General features: G+C 73.7%; 14 protein-coding genes. 12 read left to right on the top strand and 2 right to left on the bottom strand.

Going from position 1 to position 16,038, the window contains the following annotated elements:
- From QC385_RS13910 to QC385_RS13920, 3 genes are all read left to right on the top strand, one after another.
- Positions 1–2,400 (top strand): xanthine dehydrogenase family protein molybdopterin-binding subunit, encoded by a 2,400-nt coding sequence (locus tag QC385_RS13910; RefSeq protein ID WP_279541614.1) that lies wholly within the window; start codon positions 1–3, stop codon positions 2,398–2,400.
- A gap of 111 nt (positions 2,401–2,511) precedes the next feature.
- Positions 2,512–3,969 (top strand): NCS2 family permease, encoded by a 1,458-nt coding sequence (locus QC385_RS13915; protein WP_279541615.1) that lies wholly within the window; start codon positions 2,512–2,514, stop codon positions 3,967–3,969.
- Positions 3,970–4,010: 41 nt separating this feature from the next.
- Positions 4,011–5,162, top strand: a complete 1,152-nt coding sequence (locus QC385_RS13920; protein ID WP_279541616.1) for an XdhC family protein — start codon at positions 4,011–4,013, stop codon at positions 5,160–5,162.
- A gap of 26 nt (positions 5,163–5,188) precedes the next feature.
- On the opposite strand, the gene QC385_RS13925 is transcribed toward QC385_RS13920, so the two are convergent.
- Together QC385_RS13925 and QC385_RS13930 are read right to left on the bottom strand one after the other, a co-directional pair.
- On the bottom strand, positions 5,189–5,629 hold the full coding sequence (locus QC385_RS13925) for an SRPBCC family protein (protein WP_279541617.1): 441 nt from the start codon (positions 5,627–5,629) through the stop codon (positions 5,189–5,191).
- A 28-nt stretch (positions 5,630–5,657) separates the two neighbouring features.
- On the bottom strand, positions 5,658–6,425 hold the full coding sequence (locus QC385_RS13930; RefSeq protein ID WP_279541654.1) for a polysaccharide deacetylase family protein: 768 nt from the start codon (positions 6,423–6,425) through the stop codon (positions 5,658–5,660).
- Between the two features lie 126 nt (positions 6,426–6,551).
- Between QC385_RS13930 and QC385_RS13935 the strand changes: the two genes are divergently transcribed.
- The 9 genes from QC385_RS13935 to rfaE2 all read left to right on the top strand — a co-directional run bounded on the left by QC385_RS13935 (position 6,552) and on the right by rfaE2 (position 16,034).
- A complete protein-coding gene (locus QC385_RS13935; RefSeq protein WP_279541618.1) occupies positions 6,552–7,514 on the top strand; it encodes an NAD-dependent epimerase/dehydratase family protein in 963 nt (320 codons plus the stop codon).
- A gap of 146 nt (positions 7,515–7,660) precedes the next feature.
- Positions 7,661–9,319, top strand: a complete 1,659-nt coding sequence (locus QC385_RS13940) for a carbamoyltransferase family protein (protein WP_279541655.1) — start codon at positions 7,661–7,663, stop codon at positions 9,317–9,319.
- A complete protein-coding gene (locus QC385_RS13945) occupies positions 9,316–10,314 on the top strand; it encodes a glycosyltransferase (RefSeq protein WP_279541619.1) in 999 nt (332 codons plus the stop codon). Before QC385_RS13940 ends, QC385_RS13945 begins: the two co-directional genes overlap by 4 nt.
- Positions 10,311–10,910: a D-glycero-alpha-D-manno-heptose-1,7-bisphosphate 7-phosphatase gene (locus QC385_RS13950; protein WP_279541620.1), complete on the top strand. Its 600-nt coding sequence runs from the start codon at positions 10,311–10,313 to the stop codon at positions 10,908–10,910. Before QC385_RS13945 ends, QC385_RS13950 begins: the two co-directional genes overlap by 4 nt.
- Positions 10,907–11,899 (top strand): glycosyltransferase family 9 protein, encoded by a 993-nt coding sequence (locus QC385_RS13955; protein ID WP_279541621.1) that lies wholly within the window; start codon positions 10,907–10,909, stop codon positions 11,897–11,899. The genes QC385_RS13950 and QC385_RS13955 overlap by 4 nt, the downstream gene beginning before the upstream one ends.
- On the top strand, positions 11,896–12,846 hold the full coding sequence (locus QC385_RS13960; protein ID WP_279541622.1) for a glycosyltransferase: 951 nt from the start codon (positions 11,896–11,898) through the stop codon (positions 12,844–12,846). The genes QC385_RS13955 and QC385_RS13960 overlap by 4 nt, the downstream gene beginning before the upstream one ends.
- The gene (locus tag QC385_RS13965) at positions 12,843–14,060 is read left to right on the top strand and encodes a glycosyltransferase (RefSeq protein WP_279541623.1); all 1,218 of its coding nucleotides are present in this window, start codon (positions 12,843–12,845) and stop codon (positions 14,058–14,060) included. Before QC385_RS13960 ends, QC385_RS13965 begins: the two co-directional genes overlap by 4 nt.
- Entirely contained in the window at positions 14,060–14,668 is a 609-nt protein-coding gene (locus QC385_RS13970) for a D-sedoheptulose-7-phosphate isomerase (RefSeq protein ID WP_279541624.1), read from the top strand. Before QC385_RS13965 ends, QC385_RS13970 begins: the two co-directional genes overlap by 1 nt.
- Before the next feature lies 1 nt (position 14,669).
- Positions 14,670–16,034 carry a D-glycero-beta-D-manno-heptose 1-phosphate adenylyltransferase gene (gene rfaE2 / locus QC385_RS13975; RefSeq protein WP_279541625.1) on the top strand — a complete coding sequence of 455 codons (1,365 nt, stop codon included), beginning with the start codon at positions 14,670–14,672 and terminating at the stop codon, positions 16,032–16,034.
- Positions 16,035–16,038: the final 4 nt, after the last annotated feature.

A 16,038-nucleotide genomic window follows, 5' to 3' on the forward strand; every position in this document is an offset into this window, starting at 1 on the left:
ATGGCTTCCCCCAGCGGAACCCCCACGAAGATCACCCAGGGATCCCAGACCAAGGGCGGCATCGGCGAGTCCACGCTCCGCCCGGACGGCACCCTCAAGGTCACCGGCGAGTTCGCGTACTCGTCCGACATGTGGCACGAGGACATGCTCTGGGGCCAGATCCTCCGATCGACCGTCGCCCACGCCGAGATCGTGTCCATCGACACCGGCGAGGCCCTGGCCACGCCGGGCGTCTACGCCGTGCTGACGTACGACGACCTGCCGACCGACGTGAAGAACTACGGGCTGGAGATCCAGGACACCCCGGTCCTCGCCCACGGCAAGGTCCGTCACCACGGCGAGCCGGTCGCGATCGTCGCCGCCGACCACCCGGAGACCGCGCGCCGCGCCGCCGCCAAGATCAAGGTCGACTACCGCGAACTGCCCGTCATCACCGACGAGGCGTCGGCCACCGCGCCGGACGCGATCCTGATCCACGAGGGCCGCGACGACCACCACGCCGGGCACGTACCGCACCCCAACATCGTCCACCGCCAGCCGATCGTCCGCGGGGACGTGGCTCAGGCCCGCGAGCGGGCCGACGTGATCGTCGAGGGCGAGTACACCTTCGGCATGCAGGACCAGGCCTTCCTCGGCCCCGAGTCCGGTCTCGCCGTACCGGAGGAGGACGGCGGCGTCCACCTCTACATCGCCACCCAGTGGCTGCACAGCGACCTGCGCCAGATCGCGCCCGTGCTCGGCCTGCCCGAGGACAAGGTGCGGATGACGCTGTCCGGCGTCGGCGGCGCGTTCGGCGGCCGCGAGGACCTGTCCATGCAGATCCACGCCTGCCTGCTGGCGCTGCGCACCGGCAAGCCGGTCAAGATCGTCTACAACCGGTTCGAGTCCTTCTTCGGGCACGTCCACCGCCACCCCGCCAAGCTCTACTACGAGCACGGGGCCACCAAGGACGGCAAGCTCACGCACATGAAGTGCCGGATCGTCCTGGACGGCGGCGCCTACGCCTCCGCCTCCCCGGCCGTCGTCGGCAACGCCTCCTCCCTGTCGGTCGGCCCGTACGTGATCGACGACGTGGACATCGAGGCCATCGCCCTCTACACCAACAACCCGCCCTGCGGCGCCATGCGCGGCTTCGGCGCGGTCCAGGCGTGCTTCGCCTACGAGGCGCAGATGGACAAGCTGGCGAAGAGGCTCGGCATGGACCCGGTGGAGTTCCGGCAGCTCAACGCCATGGAGCAGGGCACGCTCATGCCGACCGGGCAGCCGGTCGACTCGCCGGCCCCGGTCGCCGAACTCCTGCGCCGCGTCAAGGCGATGCCGATGCCGCCGGAGCGCCAGTGGGAGTCCAGCGAGGGCGCCGACCTGCGGGAGCTGCCGGGCGGCCTGTCCAACACCACGCACGGCGAAGGCGTCGTACGCGGTGTCGGCTACGCGGTCGGCATCAAGAACGTGGGCTTCTCCGAGGGGTTCGACGACTACTCGACCGCGAAGGTCCGGATGGAGGCCGTGGGCGGCGAGCCCGTCGTCACCGTCCACACGGCCATGGCCGAGGTCGGGCAGGGCGGTGTCACGGTCCACGCGCAGATCGCCCGCACCGAACTGGGCGTCACGCAGGTGACCATCAACCCCGCCGACACCCGGGTGGGCAGCGCCGGTTCGACGTCGGCATCCCGGCAGACGTACGTCACCGGCGGTGCCGTGAAGAACGCCTGTGAGCTGGTCCGCGAGAAGGTGCTGGAGATCGGCCGCCGCAAGTTCGGGTCGTACCACCCGGCCTGGGCGACGGCCGAACTGCTCCTGGAGGGCGGCAAGGTCGTCACCGACGGCGGCGAGGTGCTGGCCGACCTGGCGGACGTCCTCGGCGAGGAAGCCGTCGAGGTCGAGGAGGAGTGGCGGCACCGCCCGACCGAGCCCTTCGACCTGCGCACCGGCCAGGGCAACGGGCACGTCCAGTACTCCTTCGCCGCGCACCGCGCCGTCGTCGAGGTCGACACCGAGCTCGGCCTGGTGAAGGTCATCGAGCTGGCCTGCGCCCAGGACGTCGGCAAGGCGCTCAACCCGCTGTCCGTGCTCGGCCAGATCCAGGGCGGCACCGTACAGGGCCTGGGCGTGGCCGTCATGGAGGAGATCATCGTCGACCCGAAGACGGCGAAGGTGAAGAACCCCTCCTTCACGGACTACCTGATCCCGACCATCCTCGACACGCCGACCATCCCGGTCGACGTGCTCGAACTCGCCGACGACCACGCCCCGTACGGGCTGCGCGGCATCGGCGAGGCGCCCACCCTGTCGTCGACCCCGGCGGTCCTCGCGGCCATCCGGAACGCGACCGGGCTCGAGCTGAACCGGACTCCGGTACGGCCCGAGCACCTGACGGGTACGTCACTCTCCGAGGCCTGAGCAGGAGAGTTCCGTCCGGGGGACCGCGTCCCCCGGACCCCCTTCGTTCGTCTCGGGCCGTCCCCCGGGTCGTGCATCCCAACCCCCTATGAAACTTGGGAGTAGGCCCACATGACCCAGCAGTCAGTAGAGCCGAGGACCACAGCCGAAGACGCGGGCGAAGGCACCCGCGTCCCGGCCGGACGGTCCTGGCTCGACCGGTACTTCCACATATCGCACAGAGGGTCCACGGTCGCGCGCGAAGTGCGCGGCGGCGTCACCACCTTCATGGCGATGGCGTACATCCTCCTGCTCAACCCCCTGATCCTGTCCGGCAAGGACGCGGCGGGGAACACCCTCGCGCAGCAGGGCCTGATCACCGCGACCGCGTTCGCGGCGGCCCTCACCACCCTGCTGATGGGTCTCGTCGGCAAGGTGCCGCTCGCCCTCGCCGCGGGTCTGTCCGTCTCCGGGGTCCTCGCCTCCCAGGTCGCGCCCGAGATGACCTGGCCGCAGGCGATGGGCATGTGCGTGATGTACGGCGTGGTCATCATGCTGCTGGTCGTCACCGGTCTGCGCGAGATGATCATGAACGCGATCCCGCTCGCGCTCAAGCACGGCATCACCATGGGCATCGGCCTGTTCATCGCCCTGATCGGCTTCTACAAGTCCGGCTTCGTGCACCAGGGGAAGGCCACTCCCGTCACGCTCGGCCCGGCGGGCGAACTGGCCGGCTGGCCGGTGCTGCTCTTCGCCGGCACCCTGCTGCTGATCTTCATGCTCCAGGCCCGGAGCGTCCCGGGCGCCATCCTCATCGGCATCGTCAGCGGCACGGTCGTCGCCGCGATCCTGAACGCCGTGGGTGTCATCGACCCCAGGCAGTGGGCGGCCGGCGCCCCCGAACTGCACGGCGGCGCGGTGTCCATGCCCGACTTCTCGCTCTTCGGGGACGTGCAGTTCGGCGGCTGGGGCGAGGTCGGCGCGATGACCGTCGGCATGATCGTGTTCACGCTGGTGCTGGCCGGGTTCTTCGACGCGATGGCGACCATCATCGGCGTCGGCACCGAGGCCAAGCTCGCCGACGACAAGGGCCGGATGCCGGGCCTGTCCAAGGCGCTGTTCATCGACGGCGCCGGCGGTGCGATCGGAGGCGTGTCCGGCGGCTCCGGCCAGACCGTGTTCATCGAGTCCGCCACGGGGGTCGGCGAGGGTGCGCGCACCGGCCTCGCCTCGGTCGTCACCGGTGCCTTCTTCGCGGCCTGCCTGTTCTTCACACCGCTCACGGCGATCGTGCCGCAGGAGGTCGCGTCCGCCGCCCTCGTCGTCATCGGCGCGATGATGCTGATGAACGCCCGGCACGTGGACTGGGCCGACCGGGCCACCGCCGTCCCGGTGTTCCTGACGGTCGTCCTGATGCCGTTCACGTACACCATCACCACCGGTGTCGCCGCGGGCGTCATCTCCTACGTCGCCATCAAGACCGCCCAGGGCAAGGTGCGCGAGATCGGCGCCTTCATGTGGATCCTGACGGCGGTGTTCCTCGTCTACTTCGCCCTCAACCCGATCGAGAGCTGGCTGGGCGTCCACTGACGCCCGGCGCCGGCCCCGCAGCCTTAAGGAGACCGAGACAGATGCTGGACATCGCCGAGGAGCTGAACCGGTGGGTCGAGCAGGGCCGTGACTTCGCCGTGGCCACCGTGGTGGCCGTCGGCGGCAGCGCGCCCCGGCAGCCCGGCGCCGCGCTCGCGGTGGACGCCGAGGGCACGGCGATCGGCTCGGTCTCCGGCGGCTGCGTGGAGGGTGCGGTGTACGAGCTGTGCGAGCAGGCGCTGCGGGATGGCGAAACCGTCCTGGAGCGCTTCGGTTACAGCGACGACGACGCCTTCGCCGTGGGCCTGACCTGCGGCGGCGTCATCGACATCCTGGTCACTCCGGTCCGGGCCGGCGATCCGGTCCGCCCGGTGGCCGCGTCCGCGCTCGCCGCCGCCGCGTCCGGGGAGGCGGCGGCGGTGGCGCGGATCGTGTCGGGACCGCGCGAACTGACGGGCCGGGCCCTGCTGGTCCGCCCCGACGGCTCCTTCGGCGGCGGCTTCGGCGGCCATCCGGAACTGGACCGCACGGTCGCCGCCGAGGCGGGCGCTTTCCTGGACGCCGGCCGCACCGGCACCCTGGAGATCGGAGAGCAGGGCTCACGCTGCGGAGCGCCGCTCACGGTCCTGGTCGAGTCATCCGTCCCCCCGCCCCGGATGATCGTCTTCGGCGCGATCGACTTCGCCTCCGCCCTGGTCCGCGTCGGCAAGTTCCTCGGCTATCACGTCACGGTGTGCGACGCGCGCCCCGTCTTCGCGACCCGGGCGCGCATCCCCGAGGCCGACGAGATCGTCGTGGAGTGGCCCCACCGCTACCTGGAGCGCACGGACGTCGACGCGCGCACCGTCCTGTGCGTGCTGACCCACGACGCCAAGTTCGACGTGCCCCTGCTGAAGCTGGCGCTGCGCCTGCCGGTGGCGTACGTCGGTGCCATGGGCTCCCGGCGCACCCACCTGGACCGCAACACGCGCCTGCGTGACGTCGGCGTCACCGAGCTGGAGTTGAGCCGGCTGCACTCCCCGATCGGCCTGGACCTCGGGGCCCGGACGCCCGAGGAGACGGCCCTGTCGATCGCCTCGGAGATCGTCGCGGCCAGGCGCGGCGGCAGCGGGGTCTCGCTGACCGGGGCCCACACGCCGATCCACCACGAGCCGGAGCCGAAGGCGGTGGGGCGGATCGGGTCGGTGGCCTGACATCGGGCCGGCCGGCCACCGGGGCGTCACGGACGTCTGAGCAAACGGTTGAGCGCGCGGCCGAACACATAACGCGCCGAGTGCCGCAGTACGCCGTCGAAGAGCGACGGCAGCAGCCGGACCCGGATCTCCTCCCGCCAGACCACACGGGTACGTCCTCCGGGCCCCGGCCGCACTTCCAGCTCCGCCCAGCCCAGCACCACCCGGCCCCGCTTCTCCAGGCGGCACATCCCCGGCGCCCCGTCCTCCGGCGGCTGCCACACCGTGACCGCCATCGGGTCGTCGAAGGCCAGCGCCCCGGCACCCGAGCGGGCCACGATCACCGTGCCCACGCGGGTGGGCCCGGGCGGATCCACCCTGACCGCCGTCAGCGGCACCACCTCACCGTGCCGCGGCCACAGCGTGATCCGCCGCCACGCCTCGTCGAGGGGAAGCGGGACCGTGCGCTCGAGCAGGATGTTCACCACGGCACGATGGTAGGGAACTCACGGAGGGTTATCGGTACACCTTCCCCGGCTCCGCCTTCCCGGGTGCCAGCAGCTGCGGCACCGTCACGAACACATAGCCCCGTTCCTTGAGCGCGTCGATGATCCCCGGCACGGCCGGCACCGTGCCGTCGTAGATGTCGTGCAGCAGGATGATCCCGTCCCGGGAGGCCTGGGCGAGGACGCGGCGGGTGATCAGGTCCGAGTCGGTCGTCTTGTAGTCCTTCGCCGTCACGCTCCACAGCACCTCGGCGAGGCCCAGCTCGCGGCAGATCTCGTGGACGGTGTCGTCGGTGCGGCCCTGCGGCGGGCGCATCAGGGTCGGGCGCCGGCCGGTGAGGCGTTCTATCTCCTGGTTGGGGCGTTCCAGTTCCTCGCGTATCTCCTCGGGTCTGAGCCGGGTCAGGATCTTGTGGTCCCAGGTGTGGCTGGCCACCTCGTGGCCCTCGTCCGCCATCCGTCGTACCAGCTCCGGGTACTTCTCGATGTGCCGCTTGCCCAGGAGGAAGAAGGTCGCCGGGACCTGCTTCTCCTTCAGGATGTCCAGCAGGCGTGCGGAGTGCTCGCTCGGCCCCGCGTCGAAGGTGAGCGCGATGCACTTCACCTCGCGGCAGTCGACGGTGCCGAAGCGGGCCGCCCGGACGTCCGTCGCTGCCTGGGCGCGGACGGCGCTGGGGGCCGTGGTGTCGGGCCCTGAGCAGCCGCTCAGGGACAGTGTCAGGGCGGCGGTCGCCGCGAGCGTTCCGGCGGTGCGGAACGCGATCCCCGTTTTCTTCATCTTCTTGGTCAGAGAAGGCATGCCGGGACTATACACACTGTGTATACGTCCGGTTTATAGTGTTCTGACTCCTCGTCTGGTTACCCGCGCCGACACGCAAGTGAAAGCCAGTGGAAGGAGAGTCCCGTGAGCGGACGTGCCTGGCGCCGGGCGCTGGTGACCGGCGGCGCCGGATTCGTGGGGTCCCATCTGTGCGCACGGCTGGCCGACTCCGGCACGGAGGTCGTGTGCCTGGACAACCTGGCCACCGGCTCCCGTGCCAACGTGGTCGACCTGGAGCAGCGGCCCGGCTTCCGCTTCGTCCGCGGTGACGCCACCGACCCGGCGGCCTGGCAGGCGCTGCCCGGCCGGTTCGACCTCGTCCTGCACTTCGCGTGTCCCGCCTCGCCCGCCGACTACCTGCGGCTGCCGCTGGAGACCCTCGACGTCGGCAGCACCGGCACCCGCCTCGCGCTGGAACGGGCCCACGCCGACGGCGCCCGGTTCGTCCTCGCCTCCACCTCCGAGGTCTACGGCGACCCGCTGGAGCACCCGCAGCACGAGGGCTACTGGGGCAACGTCAACCCGGTCGGCCCGCGCAGCGTCTACGACGAGTCCAAGCGCTTCGCCGAGGCCCTGGCCACCGCCCACCGGGGCGTGCACGGCACCGACACCGCCATCGTCCGCATCTTCAACACCTACGGCCCCCGCATGCGCACCGGCGACGGCCGCGCCGTCCCCACCTTCATCGCGCAGGCCCTGGACGGCATGCCCCTGACCGTCGCCGGCGACGGCGGGCAGACGCGCTCGCTGGCTTACGTCGACGACACCGTGGACGGCGTGCTCGCCCTGGCCGCCTCCGCCGAGACCGGGCCCGTGAACATCGGCGGCGGCGACGAGATCACGATGCTGGAGCTGGCCCGCCGCATCGTGGAGATCACCGGCTCCGCCTCCCGGATCCGGTTCGTGGACCGCCCCGTCGACGACCCCGCCCGGCGCCGCCCCGACACCCGGCTCGCCCGGGAACGGCTCGGCTGGCAGCCCCGCGTCGGCTGGGGCGAGGGACTCGAACGGACCATTGGCTGGTTCTCGCGCTCCGTGGCCGCCTGAGCGCGGTCACAGTGCGGTGTTTTAGCACTGCATACGGTGAAAAGTCAGCCCACTGAGCGGTGAGCTGTCTCCAAGTGTTTGAGACAACCGCCCGTGCGGCACCCGGCGAGACGCCGGAGTACGCCACACAGCTCGGGACGGAGCACATGCGCATCCTTGGTATCAACGCCCTGTTTCACGACCCGGCCGCAGCTCTCGTCGTCGACGGCCACACGGTGGCGGCCGCCGAGGAGGAGCGCTTCAGCCGGCGCAAGCACGGCAAGCGCCCGCTGCCGTTCTCCGCGTGGGAATTGCCCGAGCTGTCCGCCCGCTGGTGCCTGGAGCAGGCGGGCCTACGGCCCGGCGACCTGGACGCCGTCACCTACTCCTTCGACCCGAAGCTCGCCCGGCCCGCCCGCGACATGGGCCTGAACGACCCCTGGGACCCGCTGCGCCTGGAGTACGCGCGCCGCGCCCCCGAGTTCCTCGCCGAGGCCCTGCCCCGCCTCGACCCCGAGCGGGTCGTCTTCGTCCCCCACCACGTCGCGCACGCCGCCTCCGCCGGCCCCGCCTCCCCGCACCCCGACAGCGCCGTCCTCGTCCTGGACGGCCGCGGCGAGGCCGCCTCCCACCTGGCCGGCCGCTACCGCGACGGCAAGCTCGACACCCTCGCCTCGCAGGCGCTGCCCGACTCCCTCGGCCTGGTCTACGAGGACCTCACCGAACACCTCGGGTTCCTGCGCAGCAGCGACGAGTACAAGGTGATGGCCCTCGCCTCCTACGGCACCCCGCGCTTCCTGCCGCAGCTGCGGCAGTACGTCCACCCCACCGGCGAGGGCGGCTTCCGCGCCCACGGCGTCGACTGGGCGTCCTTCGCCCCGCCCCGCGCCAAGGGCGAACCCTGGAACCAGGACCACGCCGACCTCGCCGCGAGCACCCAGGCCGTCCTGGAGGAGGTCCTGCTGGAGCTCGTGCACTGGCTGCACCGCGAGGCCGGGGGCGAGGCACTCACGATGGCCGGGGGCGTCGCCCTCAACTGCGTCGCCAACTCGAAGATCGTGGCCAAGGGCCCGTACCGGGACGTGTGGGTGCAGCCCGCCGCCGGGGACGCCGGGACCGCGCTCGGCGGAGCCCTGCACCTCGCTGCGACGCAGACCGGACAGCCGGACCCCATGCCCGGCGCCGACCTCGGCCGCGGCTGGAGCGACGACGAACTGCGCGCCTGGCTCGACACGGCGGCGATCCCCTACGAGAAGCCCGACGACATCGCCGAGACCGTCGCCGAGGAACTGGCCCGGGACGGCGTCGTCGCCTGGTTCCAGGGCCGCAGCGAGTACGGGCCGCGCGCCCTCGGGCACCGCTCCCTGCTCGCCCACCCCGGCCGCGCCGAGAACCTGGAACGCCTCAACCACGTCAAGGGCCGCGAGGAGTTCCGGCCCGTCGCCCCGATGGTCCTCGCCGACCGCGCCGCCGACCTGTTCTCCGGCGGCCCGCTGCCCAGCCCCTACATGCTGTTCGTGCACGACGTCGCCCAGGAGTGGCGCGACCGCGTCCCGGCCGTCGTGCACGTCGACGGCACCGCCCGCATCCAGACCGTCGAGGAACGGCGAGAACCGCTGGTGGCGCGGATGCTGAGCGCCTTCGAACGGCGCACCGGACTCCCCGTCGTCGTCAACACCAGCCTCAACACCGCCGGCCGGCCCATGGTCGACGACCCGCGCGACGCCCTGGAGTGCTTCGGCTCAGCGCCCGTCGACCTGCTGGCCATCGGCCCGTACGCGGTCCGCCGGGGGCGGATGTTCGACGCGGGGAGGGCAGCGGCATGACCTCCTACGCCGTCGTCATCCCCACCCTCGTACGGGACACCCTCGCCGACTGTCTCGCCGCGCTCGCCGCCGCGACCGGGCCGCGCCCCGAGCGGATCGTCCTCGTCGACGACCGGCCCGACCCCGAACCCGGAACGCTGGACCACCCGTTGAGCGTCCTCGGCGACCTGCGGGAACGCACCACCGTGCTCACCGGCGGCGGACGCGGACCCGCCGCCGCCCGCAACACCGGGCTGCGGGCCGTGACCGCGCCGTGGACGGTGTTCCTCGACGACGACGTCCAGGTCGGTCCGCACTGGGGCGACCAACTGGCCCAGGACCTCGCCGAGGCGTCCCCCGACATCGCGGGCGTCCAGGGCGACATCACCGTCCCGCTGCCCGGCGAACGCCGCCCCACCGACTGGGAACGCGGCACCGCCGGACTCGCCCGCGCCCACTGGATCACCGCCGACATGGCCTACCGCACCGACGCGCTCAAGCAGGCCGGCGGCTTCGACGAACGCTTCCGGCGCGCCTTCCGCGAGGACGCCGACCTCGCGCTGCGACTCCTCGACGCGGGCTGGCGCATCCGGCAGGGCCGCCGCACCACCCGCCACCCCGTGCGCCCCGCCGACCGCTGGGTGTCCGTGCGCCAGCAGCGCGGCAACGCCGACGACGCCCTCATGCGGCAGCTGCACGGACCCGACTGGTGGGACAAGGCCGTCGCGCCGCGCGGCCGGATCCGCAAGCACGCGGCGATCACCACCGCGGGCGTCGCCGCGTGCGCCCTCGCCGCCACCGGACACGGCCGGGCCGCCGCGGCCTGCGCGCTCGGCTGGGCGGCCGGCACCGCGGAGTTCGCCCGGGCCCGCATCGCCCCCGGCCCGCGCACCCGCGACGAGGTGACGACCATGCTGGCGACCAGCGTGCTCATCCCGCCCGCCGCGACCTGGCACCGGCTGACGGGCGCCCTGCGCCACCGCCACGCCCCCTCCTGGCAGGAGGTGGCGCGATGAGCCCGGTCAAGGCCGTGCTGTTCGACCGCGACGGCACCCTCGTCCACGACGTCCCCTACAACGCCGACCCCGACCGAGTACGCCCCGTCGAGGGCGCCCGCGAGGCGCTCGCCCTGCTGCGCGAACACGGCATCCGCACCGGCGTCGTCACCAACCAGTCCGGTGTCGCGCGCGGACTGCTCACCGAGGCCGACGTCCGCCGCGTCAACCACCGCGTCGACGAACTCCTCGGCCCCTTCGAGGTGTTCGCCGTCTGCCCGCACGGACCCGACGACGGCTGCCACTGCCGCAAGCCCCAGCCCGGCATGGTGCTGTGGGCGGCCGGGCGGATCTGCACCAACCCCGCCGACCTCGTCGTCATCGGCGACATCGGCGCCGACGTGGAGGCCGCCCGACGCGCCGGTGCCCACGGCATCCTCGTCCCCAACGGACAGACCCGGCCCGAGGAGACCGCGGACGCGGACCACGTCGCCCCGGACCTGCTGACCGCCGTCCGCGCCGTACTGGACGGACCGCCCAAGGGCCGCGTCCTCGCCGACGAACGCCCGATCCAGGAGGCCTACACCGCCGGTCCGGGGCAGGGGAGGGACGCGTGAAGGCACTCGTCACCCGACTCGACAGCTTCGGCGACGTCCTGCTCGCCGGACCCGCGATCCGCGCGGTCGCCGCTCGCGCCGACACCGTCACCCTGCTGTGCGGACCGCGCGGCGCGCCCGCCGCCCGGCTGCTGCCGGGTGTCGACGACGTCCTCGTGTGGGACGCGCCCTGGGTGGGCCTCACGCCCCCGCCCGTCGGCCGCGGCGAGGTCGAGCTGCTCGTCGACACCATCGACGCCGACACCGCGCTCGTCCTCACCTCCTTCCACCAGTCGCCCCTGCCGACCGCCCTGCTGCTGCGCCTGGCCGGCGTGGACTTCATCGCCGCCGACAGCGAGGACTACCCCGGCTCCCTCCTCGACGTACGCCACCACCGCGCGTCGCACGCCCACGAGGTCGAGGCCGCGCTCGACCTCGCCGAGGCCGCCGGGTTCCCGGCGGCCGACGACGGCCGGCCCCGGGTGCTCCCGCCGCCCGACACCGCCGGGCTCACCGGCCCGGAGCCGTACGTCGTCCTGCACCCCGGCGCCAGCGTCCCCGCCCGCGCCTGGAGTCCCGACCGCTGCGCCGAGGCGGCGCGCGATCTGGCGGCCGCCGGGCACCGCGTGGTGGTCACCGGTGGCGCGGGGGAGAGGGACCTGACCTCGTACGTCGCCGGCTCGCACGCCCTCGACCTCGGCGGCCGCACCGAGGCCGCGGAACTGGCCGGCGTCCTCGCGGGCGCCGGCGCCGTCGTCACCGGCAACACCGGCCCCGCCCATCTCGCCGCCGCCGTCGGCACCCCGGTCGTGTCCCTGTTCGCCCCGGTCGTCCCGGCCGAGCGCTGGCGGCCCTACGGCGTCCCGTACGTGCTGCTCGGCGACCAGGACGCCCCGTGCGCCGGCAGCAGGGCACGGGAATGCCCCGTCCCGGGCCATCCCTGCCTGGACACGGTCACCGCGCACGACGTCGTGAACGCCGTCGAGAAGCTGATGGGGGAGGCGGCATGAGGATCCTGCTCTGGCACGTGCACGGGTCGTGGACCACCGCGTTCGTGCAGGGTCCGCACACCTACGTCGTGCCCGTCACGCCCGACCGGGGCCCCGACGGGCTCGGCCGGGCCCGCACCTGGGACTGGCCCGACTCGGTCGTCGAAGTGCCGCCGGAGCGGCTGCGGGACGAGGAGATCGACGTCGTCGTGCTGCAACGCCCGCACGAACTCGCCCTCGTCGACCGGTGGCTGGGCCGCCGCCCGCCGCTGGTGTACCTGGAGCACAACGCCCCGCACGGCGACGTGCCCGACACCCGCCACCCGGCAGCGGACATCCCCGGCGTCACCCTCGTCCACGTCACGCACTTCAACCGGCTGATGTGGGACGCGGGTCCGACGCCCGGCACCGTCATCGAGCACGGCATCGTCGACCCCGGGCCGCTGTGGACCGGGGAGCTCGAACGCGCCGCCGTCGCCGTCAACGAGCCGCTGCGGCGCGGCCGTACCACCGGCACCGACCTGTTGCCGCACTTCGCCGAAGCGGCCCCGCTGGACGTCTTCGGCATGGGCACCGAGGGCCTCGCCGGCCACCTCGGCATCCCCGCCGAGCGCTGCCGCTCCCACGAACTCACCCAGGCCGAACTCCACTCCGCCATGGCACGGCGACGCGTCTACGTCCACCCCGTCCGCTGGACCTCCCTGGGCCTGTCCCTGCTGGAGGCGATGCACCTGGGCATGCCCGTGGTCGCGCTCGCCACCACCGAGGTCACCGAGGCCGTACCGGACGGCGCCGGAGTGGTCTCCAACCGGATCGACGAACTGGCCCGCGCCGTACGGGACTTCGTCGCCGACCCGCTGCACGCGCGCATGGTCGGCGAGGGAGCACGGGCGGCTGCGCTCGCCCGCTACGGGCTGTCCCGCTTCCTGGACGACTGGGAGCGGCTGCTGAAGGAGGTGGCCCGATGAGGATCGCCATGGTGTCCGAGCACGCGAGCCCCCTGGCCGCGCTCGGCGGCGTCGACGCAGGCGGCCAGAACGTGTACGTGGCCCGCCTGAGCGAGGAACTGGCCCGGCGCGGCCACGACGTGACGGTCTACACCCGCCGCGACGCGCCCGACCTGCCCGACCGGGTGCCGCTGCCCGGCGGCGCCGTCGTCGAGCACGTGCCCGCCGGACCGGCCGAGCCCGTCCCCAAGGACGAACTGTTCCCGTACATGCCCGGCTTCGGCGCCTGGCTGGCGCGCGCCTGGGCCGACGAGCCGCCGGACGTGGTGCACGCCCACTTCTGGATGTCCGGCATGGCCTCCCGGATCGGCGCCCACCCGCACGGCGTGCCCGTCGTGCAGACCTTCCACGCCCTCGGCACCGTCAAGCGCCGCCACCAGGGCCGGCTCGACACCAGCCCGCCCGAACGCGTCGGCGTCGAGCGGCAGATCGGTCGCGGCTGCGCCCGCGTCCTGGCCACCTGCACCGACGAGGTGCACGAACTGGCCGAGCTGGGCGTGCCGCGCCGGCAGGTGTCCGTGGTGCCCTGCGGGGTGGACGCCGAGCACTTCCGGCCCGGCGTACGGTCCGAAGGCGTCCCGGCGCGCCGCGAGCGGCACCGGCTGCTCGCCTGCGGCCGCCTCGTCCCGCGCAAGGGCTACGACCAGGCCGTACGGGCCCTCGCCGGGATCCCGGACGCCGAACTCCTCATCGCGGGCGGACCCGCCGCCGACCGGCTCGCCGACGACTCCGAAGCGCGGCGGCTGCGGCGACTCGCGCGGAGCACCGGCGTGGCCGACCGGGTCCGGCTGCTCGGCGCGGTCGACCCGGCCGCCATGCCCGCCCTGATCGGCAGCGCGGACCTGGTGCTGTGCACCCCGGTCTACGAGCCGTTCGGCATCGTGCCGCTGGAGGCGATGGCCTGCGGCGTGCCCGTCGTCGCCACCGACGTCGGCGGCCACCGCGACAGCGTCGCCGAGGGCACCACGGGCCGGCTCGTCCCGCCGCAGGACCCCGAGTCGATCGCGGCCGCCGCACGCGAACTCCTCATCGACGACGCACTGCGCCGCCGCTACGGCGGCGCCGGCCGCGAACGCGTCCTCGCCCACTACACCTGGCGGCGCGTCGCCGACGGCGTCGAGCAGGTCCACCGCCAGGTCCTCGCCGGACACGCACAGCAGAAGGAGGTGGCGTGATGACCGTGCACCCGCCCGTCACCGGGCACTGCGACGAACTCCAGGACGCCCTGACCGCGTTCCGCGCCTCGGCCCACATCACCGAGCGGTGGGGCGAGCACCTGGCGGCCGTGCTCACCGGCGGCGGCCGGCTGCTGGCCGCGGGCAACGGCGGCAGCGCGGCCCAGGCCCAGCACCTGACCGCCGAACTCGTCGGCCGCTACCGCGACGACCGGCCCGCCTTCTCCGCGATCGCCCTGCACGCCGACACCTCCAGCACCACCGCCATCGCCAACGACTACGGCGTGGACGAGGTGTTCGCCCGCCAGGTGCGCGCCCACGGCCGCCCCGGCGACGTCCTGATGCTGCTGTCCACGTCCGGCGCCAGCGCCAACCTGCTGTCCGCCGCGGACGCCGCCCGCGCGGCCGGCATGCGGGTGTGGGCCCTCACCGGCCCCGCGCCCAACCCGCTCATGGCGGGCAGCGACGAGTCCCTGTGCGTCGAGGCGCCGACCGGGGCCACCGTGCAGGAACTCCACCTCGTGGCGGTGCACATGGTGTGCGCGGCGTTCGACGCGGCGGTGGAACGCGGAACGCGGCGCGACGGCGACGGCGACGGCAGGAGGTGACATGAACGGCAAGGCACCGCTCCTCGTCGTCGGTGACGCGCTGCTGGACCGGGACGTGACCGGCCGCGTCGAACGGCTCGCGCCCGACGCGCCCGTGCCGGTCGTCGACGACTGCGGGGAGCGGACCAGGCCCGGCGGCGCGGCACTCGCCGCCTACCTCGCGGCGCGTGACGGCCGTGACGTCACGCTGGTGGCGGGAGTGGGCGACGACCCGGCCAGCCGCGCACTGCGCCGCCTCCTGGAACCCTGGCTCACCCTCGTCCCGCTGCCCCTGACCGGCCCCCTGTCCGAGAAGACCCGCGTCCTCGCGCAGGACCGCCCGGTGGTCCGTCTGGACCGCGGCGCGGGCCGCACCCGCGAGGCCACCGACGCCGCCCGCGAAGCCGTCCGCTCCGCACCCGCCGTCCTGGTCTCCGACTACGGCCGCGGCACCGCCGACGCCCTCCGCGACGTCCTCGCCGCCCGCCCGCCGCTGGTCTGGGACCCGCACCCGCGCGGCGGTGCGCCCGTGCCCGGCACCCGGCTGGTGACACCGGCCGAGAAGGAGGCCCACGGTCTCGCCCCGCAGGACGGCACCGCGCGCCGGGACCTGCACGCCGCCGCCCACAGCGCCGCAGCCCTCGTACGGCACTGGCGGGCCGCCGCCGTCGCGGTCACCCTCGGTTCCCGCGGCGCCCTGCTGTCCTACGGTGAGCACCCGCTGCTCGTCCCCGCGCCCGCCGCACACCCCGGCGACAGCTGCGGAGCCGGCGACCGGTTCGCCGCGACGGCCGCCGGGCTGCTCGCCGACGGCGTCCTGGTGGCCGAGGCCGTCGAGGGCGCCGTCGCCGCGGCGAGCGGATTCGTCGCACAAGGCGGCGCGGCCGCCGTACCGAGCGCGGACGCCGAACCGGCACCGCCGCCCGACGATGGCGACCCGCACGCGCTGGCCGCCCGGATCCGCGCCGCCCACGGCACGGTCGTCGCCGCCGGCGGCTGCTTCGACCTGCTGCACGCCGGACACGTCGGCCTGCTCCAGGCCGCCCGGCGGCTCGGCGACTGCCTCGTGGTGTGCGTCAACTCGGACGAGTCGGTACGGCGCCGCAAGGGCGGCGGCCGCCCGGTCAACCCGCTCGCCGACCGGGTCCGGGTCCTGCGCGCGCTGGCCTGCGTCGACGCGGTCGCCGTCTTCGACGAGGACACCCCCGAGCGGCTCCTGGCCGACCTGCGCCCCGACGTCTGGGTCAAGGGCGGCGACTACGCGGCCGCCGACCTCCCGGAAGCCTCCCTCCTCCAGGAGTGGGGCGGCCAGGCGGTCCTCCTGCCCTACCTCGACGGCCGCTCCTCGACGGCCCTCATGGAACGGGCGGCGGAAGGAGCACGATGACGCA

Origin of the sequence: Streptomyces sp. DH10 (assembly GCF_029813805.1) — a bacterium.
Classification (GTDB): domain Bacteria; phylum Actinomycetota; class Actinomycetes; order Streptomycetales; family Streptomycetaceae; genus Streptomyces; species Streptomyces coeruleofuscus.

Bases quoted from the DNA above. Each gene is read 5' to 3' on its own strand.
- QC385_RS13910 (WP_279541614.1), top strand. From the start codon at position 1: ATGGCTTCCCCCAGCGGAACCCCCACGAAGATCACCCAGGGATCCCAG.
- QC385_RS13915 (WP_279541615.1), top strand. From the start codon at position 2,512: ATGACCCAGCAGTCAGTAGAGCCGAGGACCACAGCCGAAGACGCGGGC.
- QC385_RS13920 (WP_279541616.1), top strand. From the start codon at position 4,011: ATGCTGGACATCGCCGAGGAGCTGAACCGGTGGGTCGAGCAGGGCCGT.
- QC385_RS13930 (WP_279541654.1), bottom strand. From the start codon at position 6,425: ATGAAGAAAACGGGGATCGCGTTCCGCACCGCCGGAACGCTCGCGGCG.
- QC385_RS13940 (WP_279541655.1), top strand. From the start codon at position 7,661: ATGCGCATCCTTGGTATCAACGCCCTGTTTCACGACCCGGCCGCAGCT.
- QC385_RS13945 (WP_279541619.1), top strand. From the start codon at position 9,316: ATGACCTCCTACGCCGTCGTCATCCCCACCCTCGTACGGGACACCCTC.
- QC385_RS13950 (WP_279541620.1), top strand. From the start codon at position 10,311: ATGAGCCCGGTCAAGGCCGTGCTGTTCGACCGCGACGGCACCCTCGTC.
- QC385_RS13960 (WP_279541622.1), top strand. From the start codon at position 11,896: ATGAGGATCCTGCTCTGGCACGTGCACGGGTCGTGGACCACCGCGTTC.
- QC385_RS13965 (WP_279541623.1), top strand. From the start codon at position 12,843: ATGAGGATCGCCATGGTGTCCGAGCACGCGAGCCCCCTGGCCGCGCTC.
- QC385_RS13970 (WP_279541624.1), top strand. From the start codon at position 14,060: ATGACCGTGCACCCGCCCGTCACCGGGCACTGCGACGAACTCCAGGAC.
- rfaE2 (WP_279541625.1), top strand. From the start codon at position 14,670: ATGAACGGCAAGGCACCGCTCCTCGTCGTCGGTGACGCGCTGCTGGAC.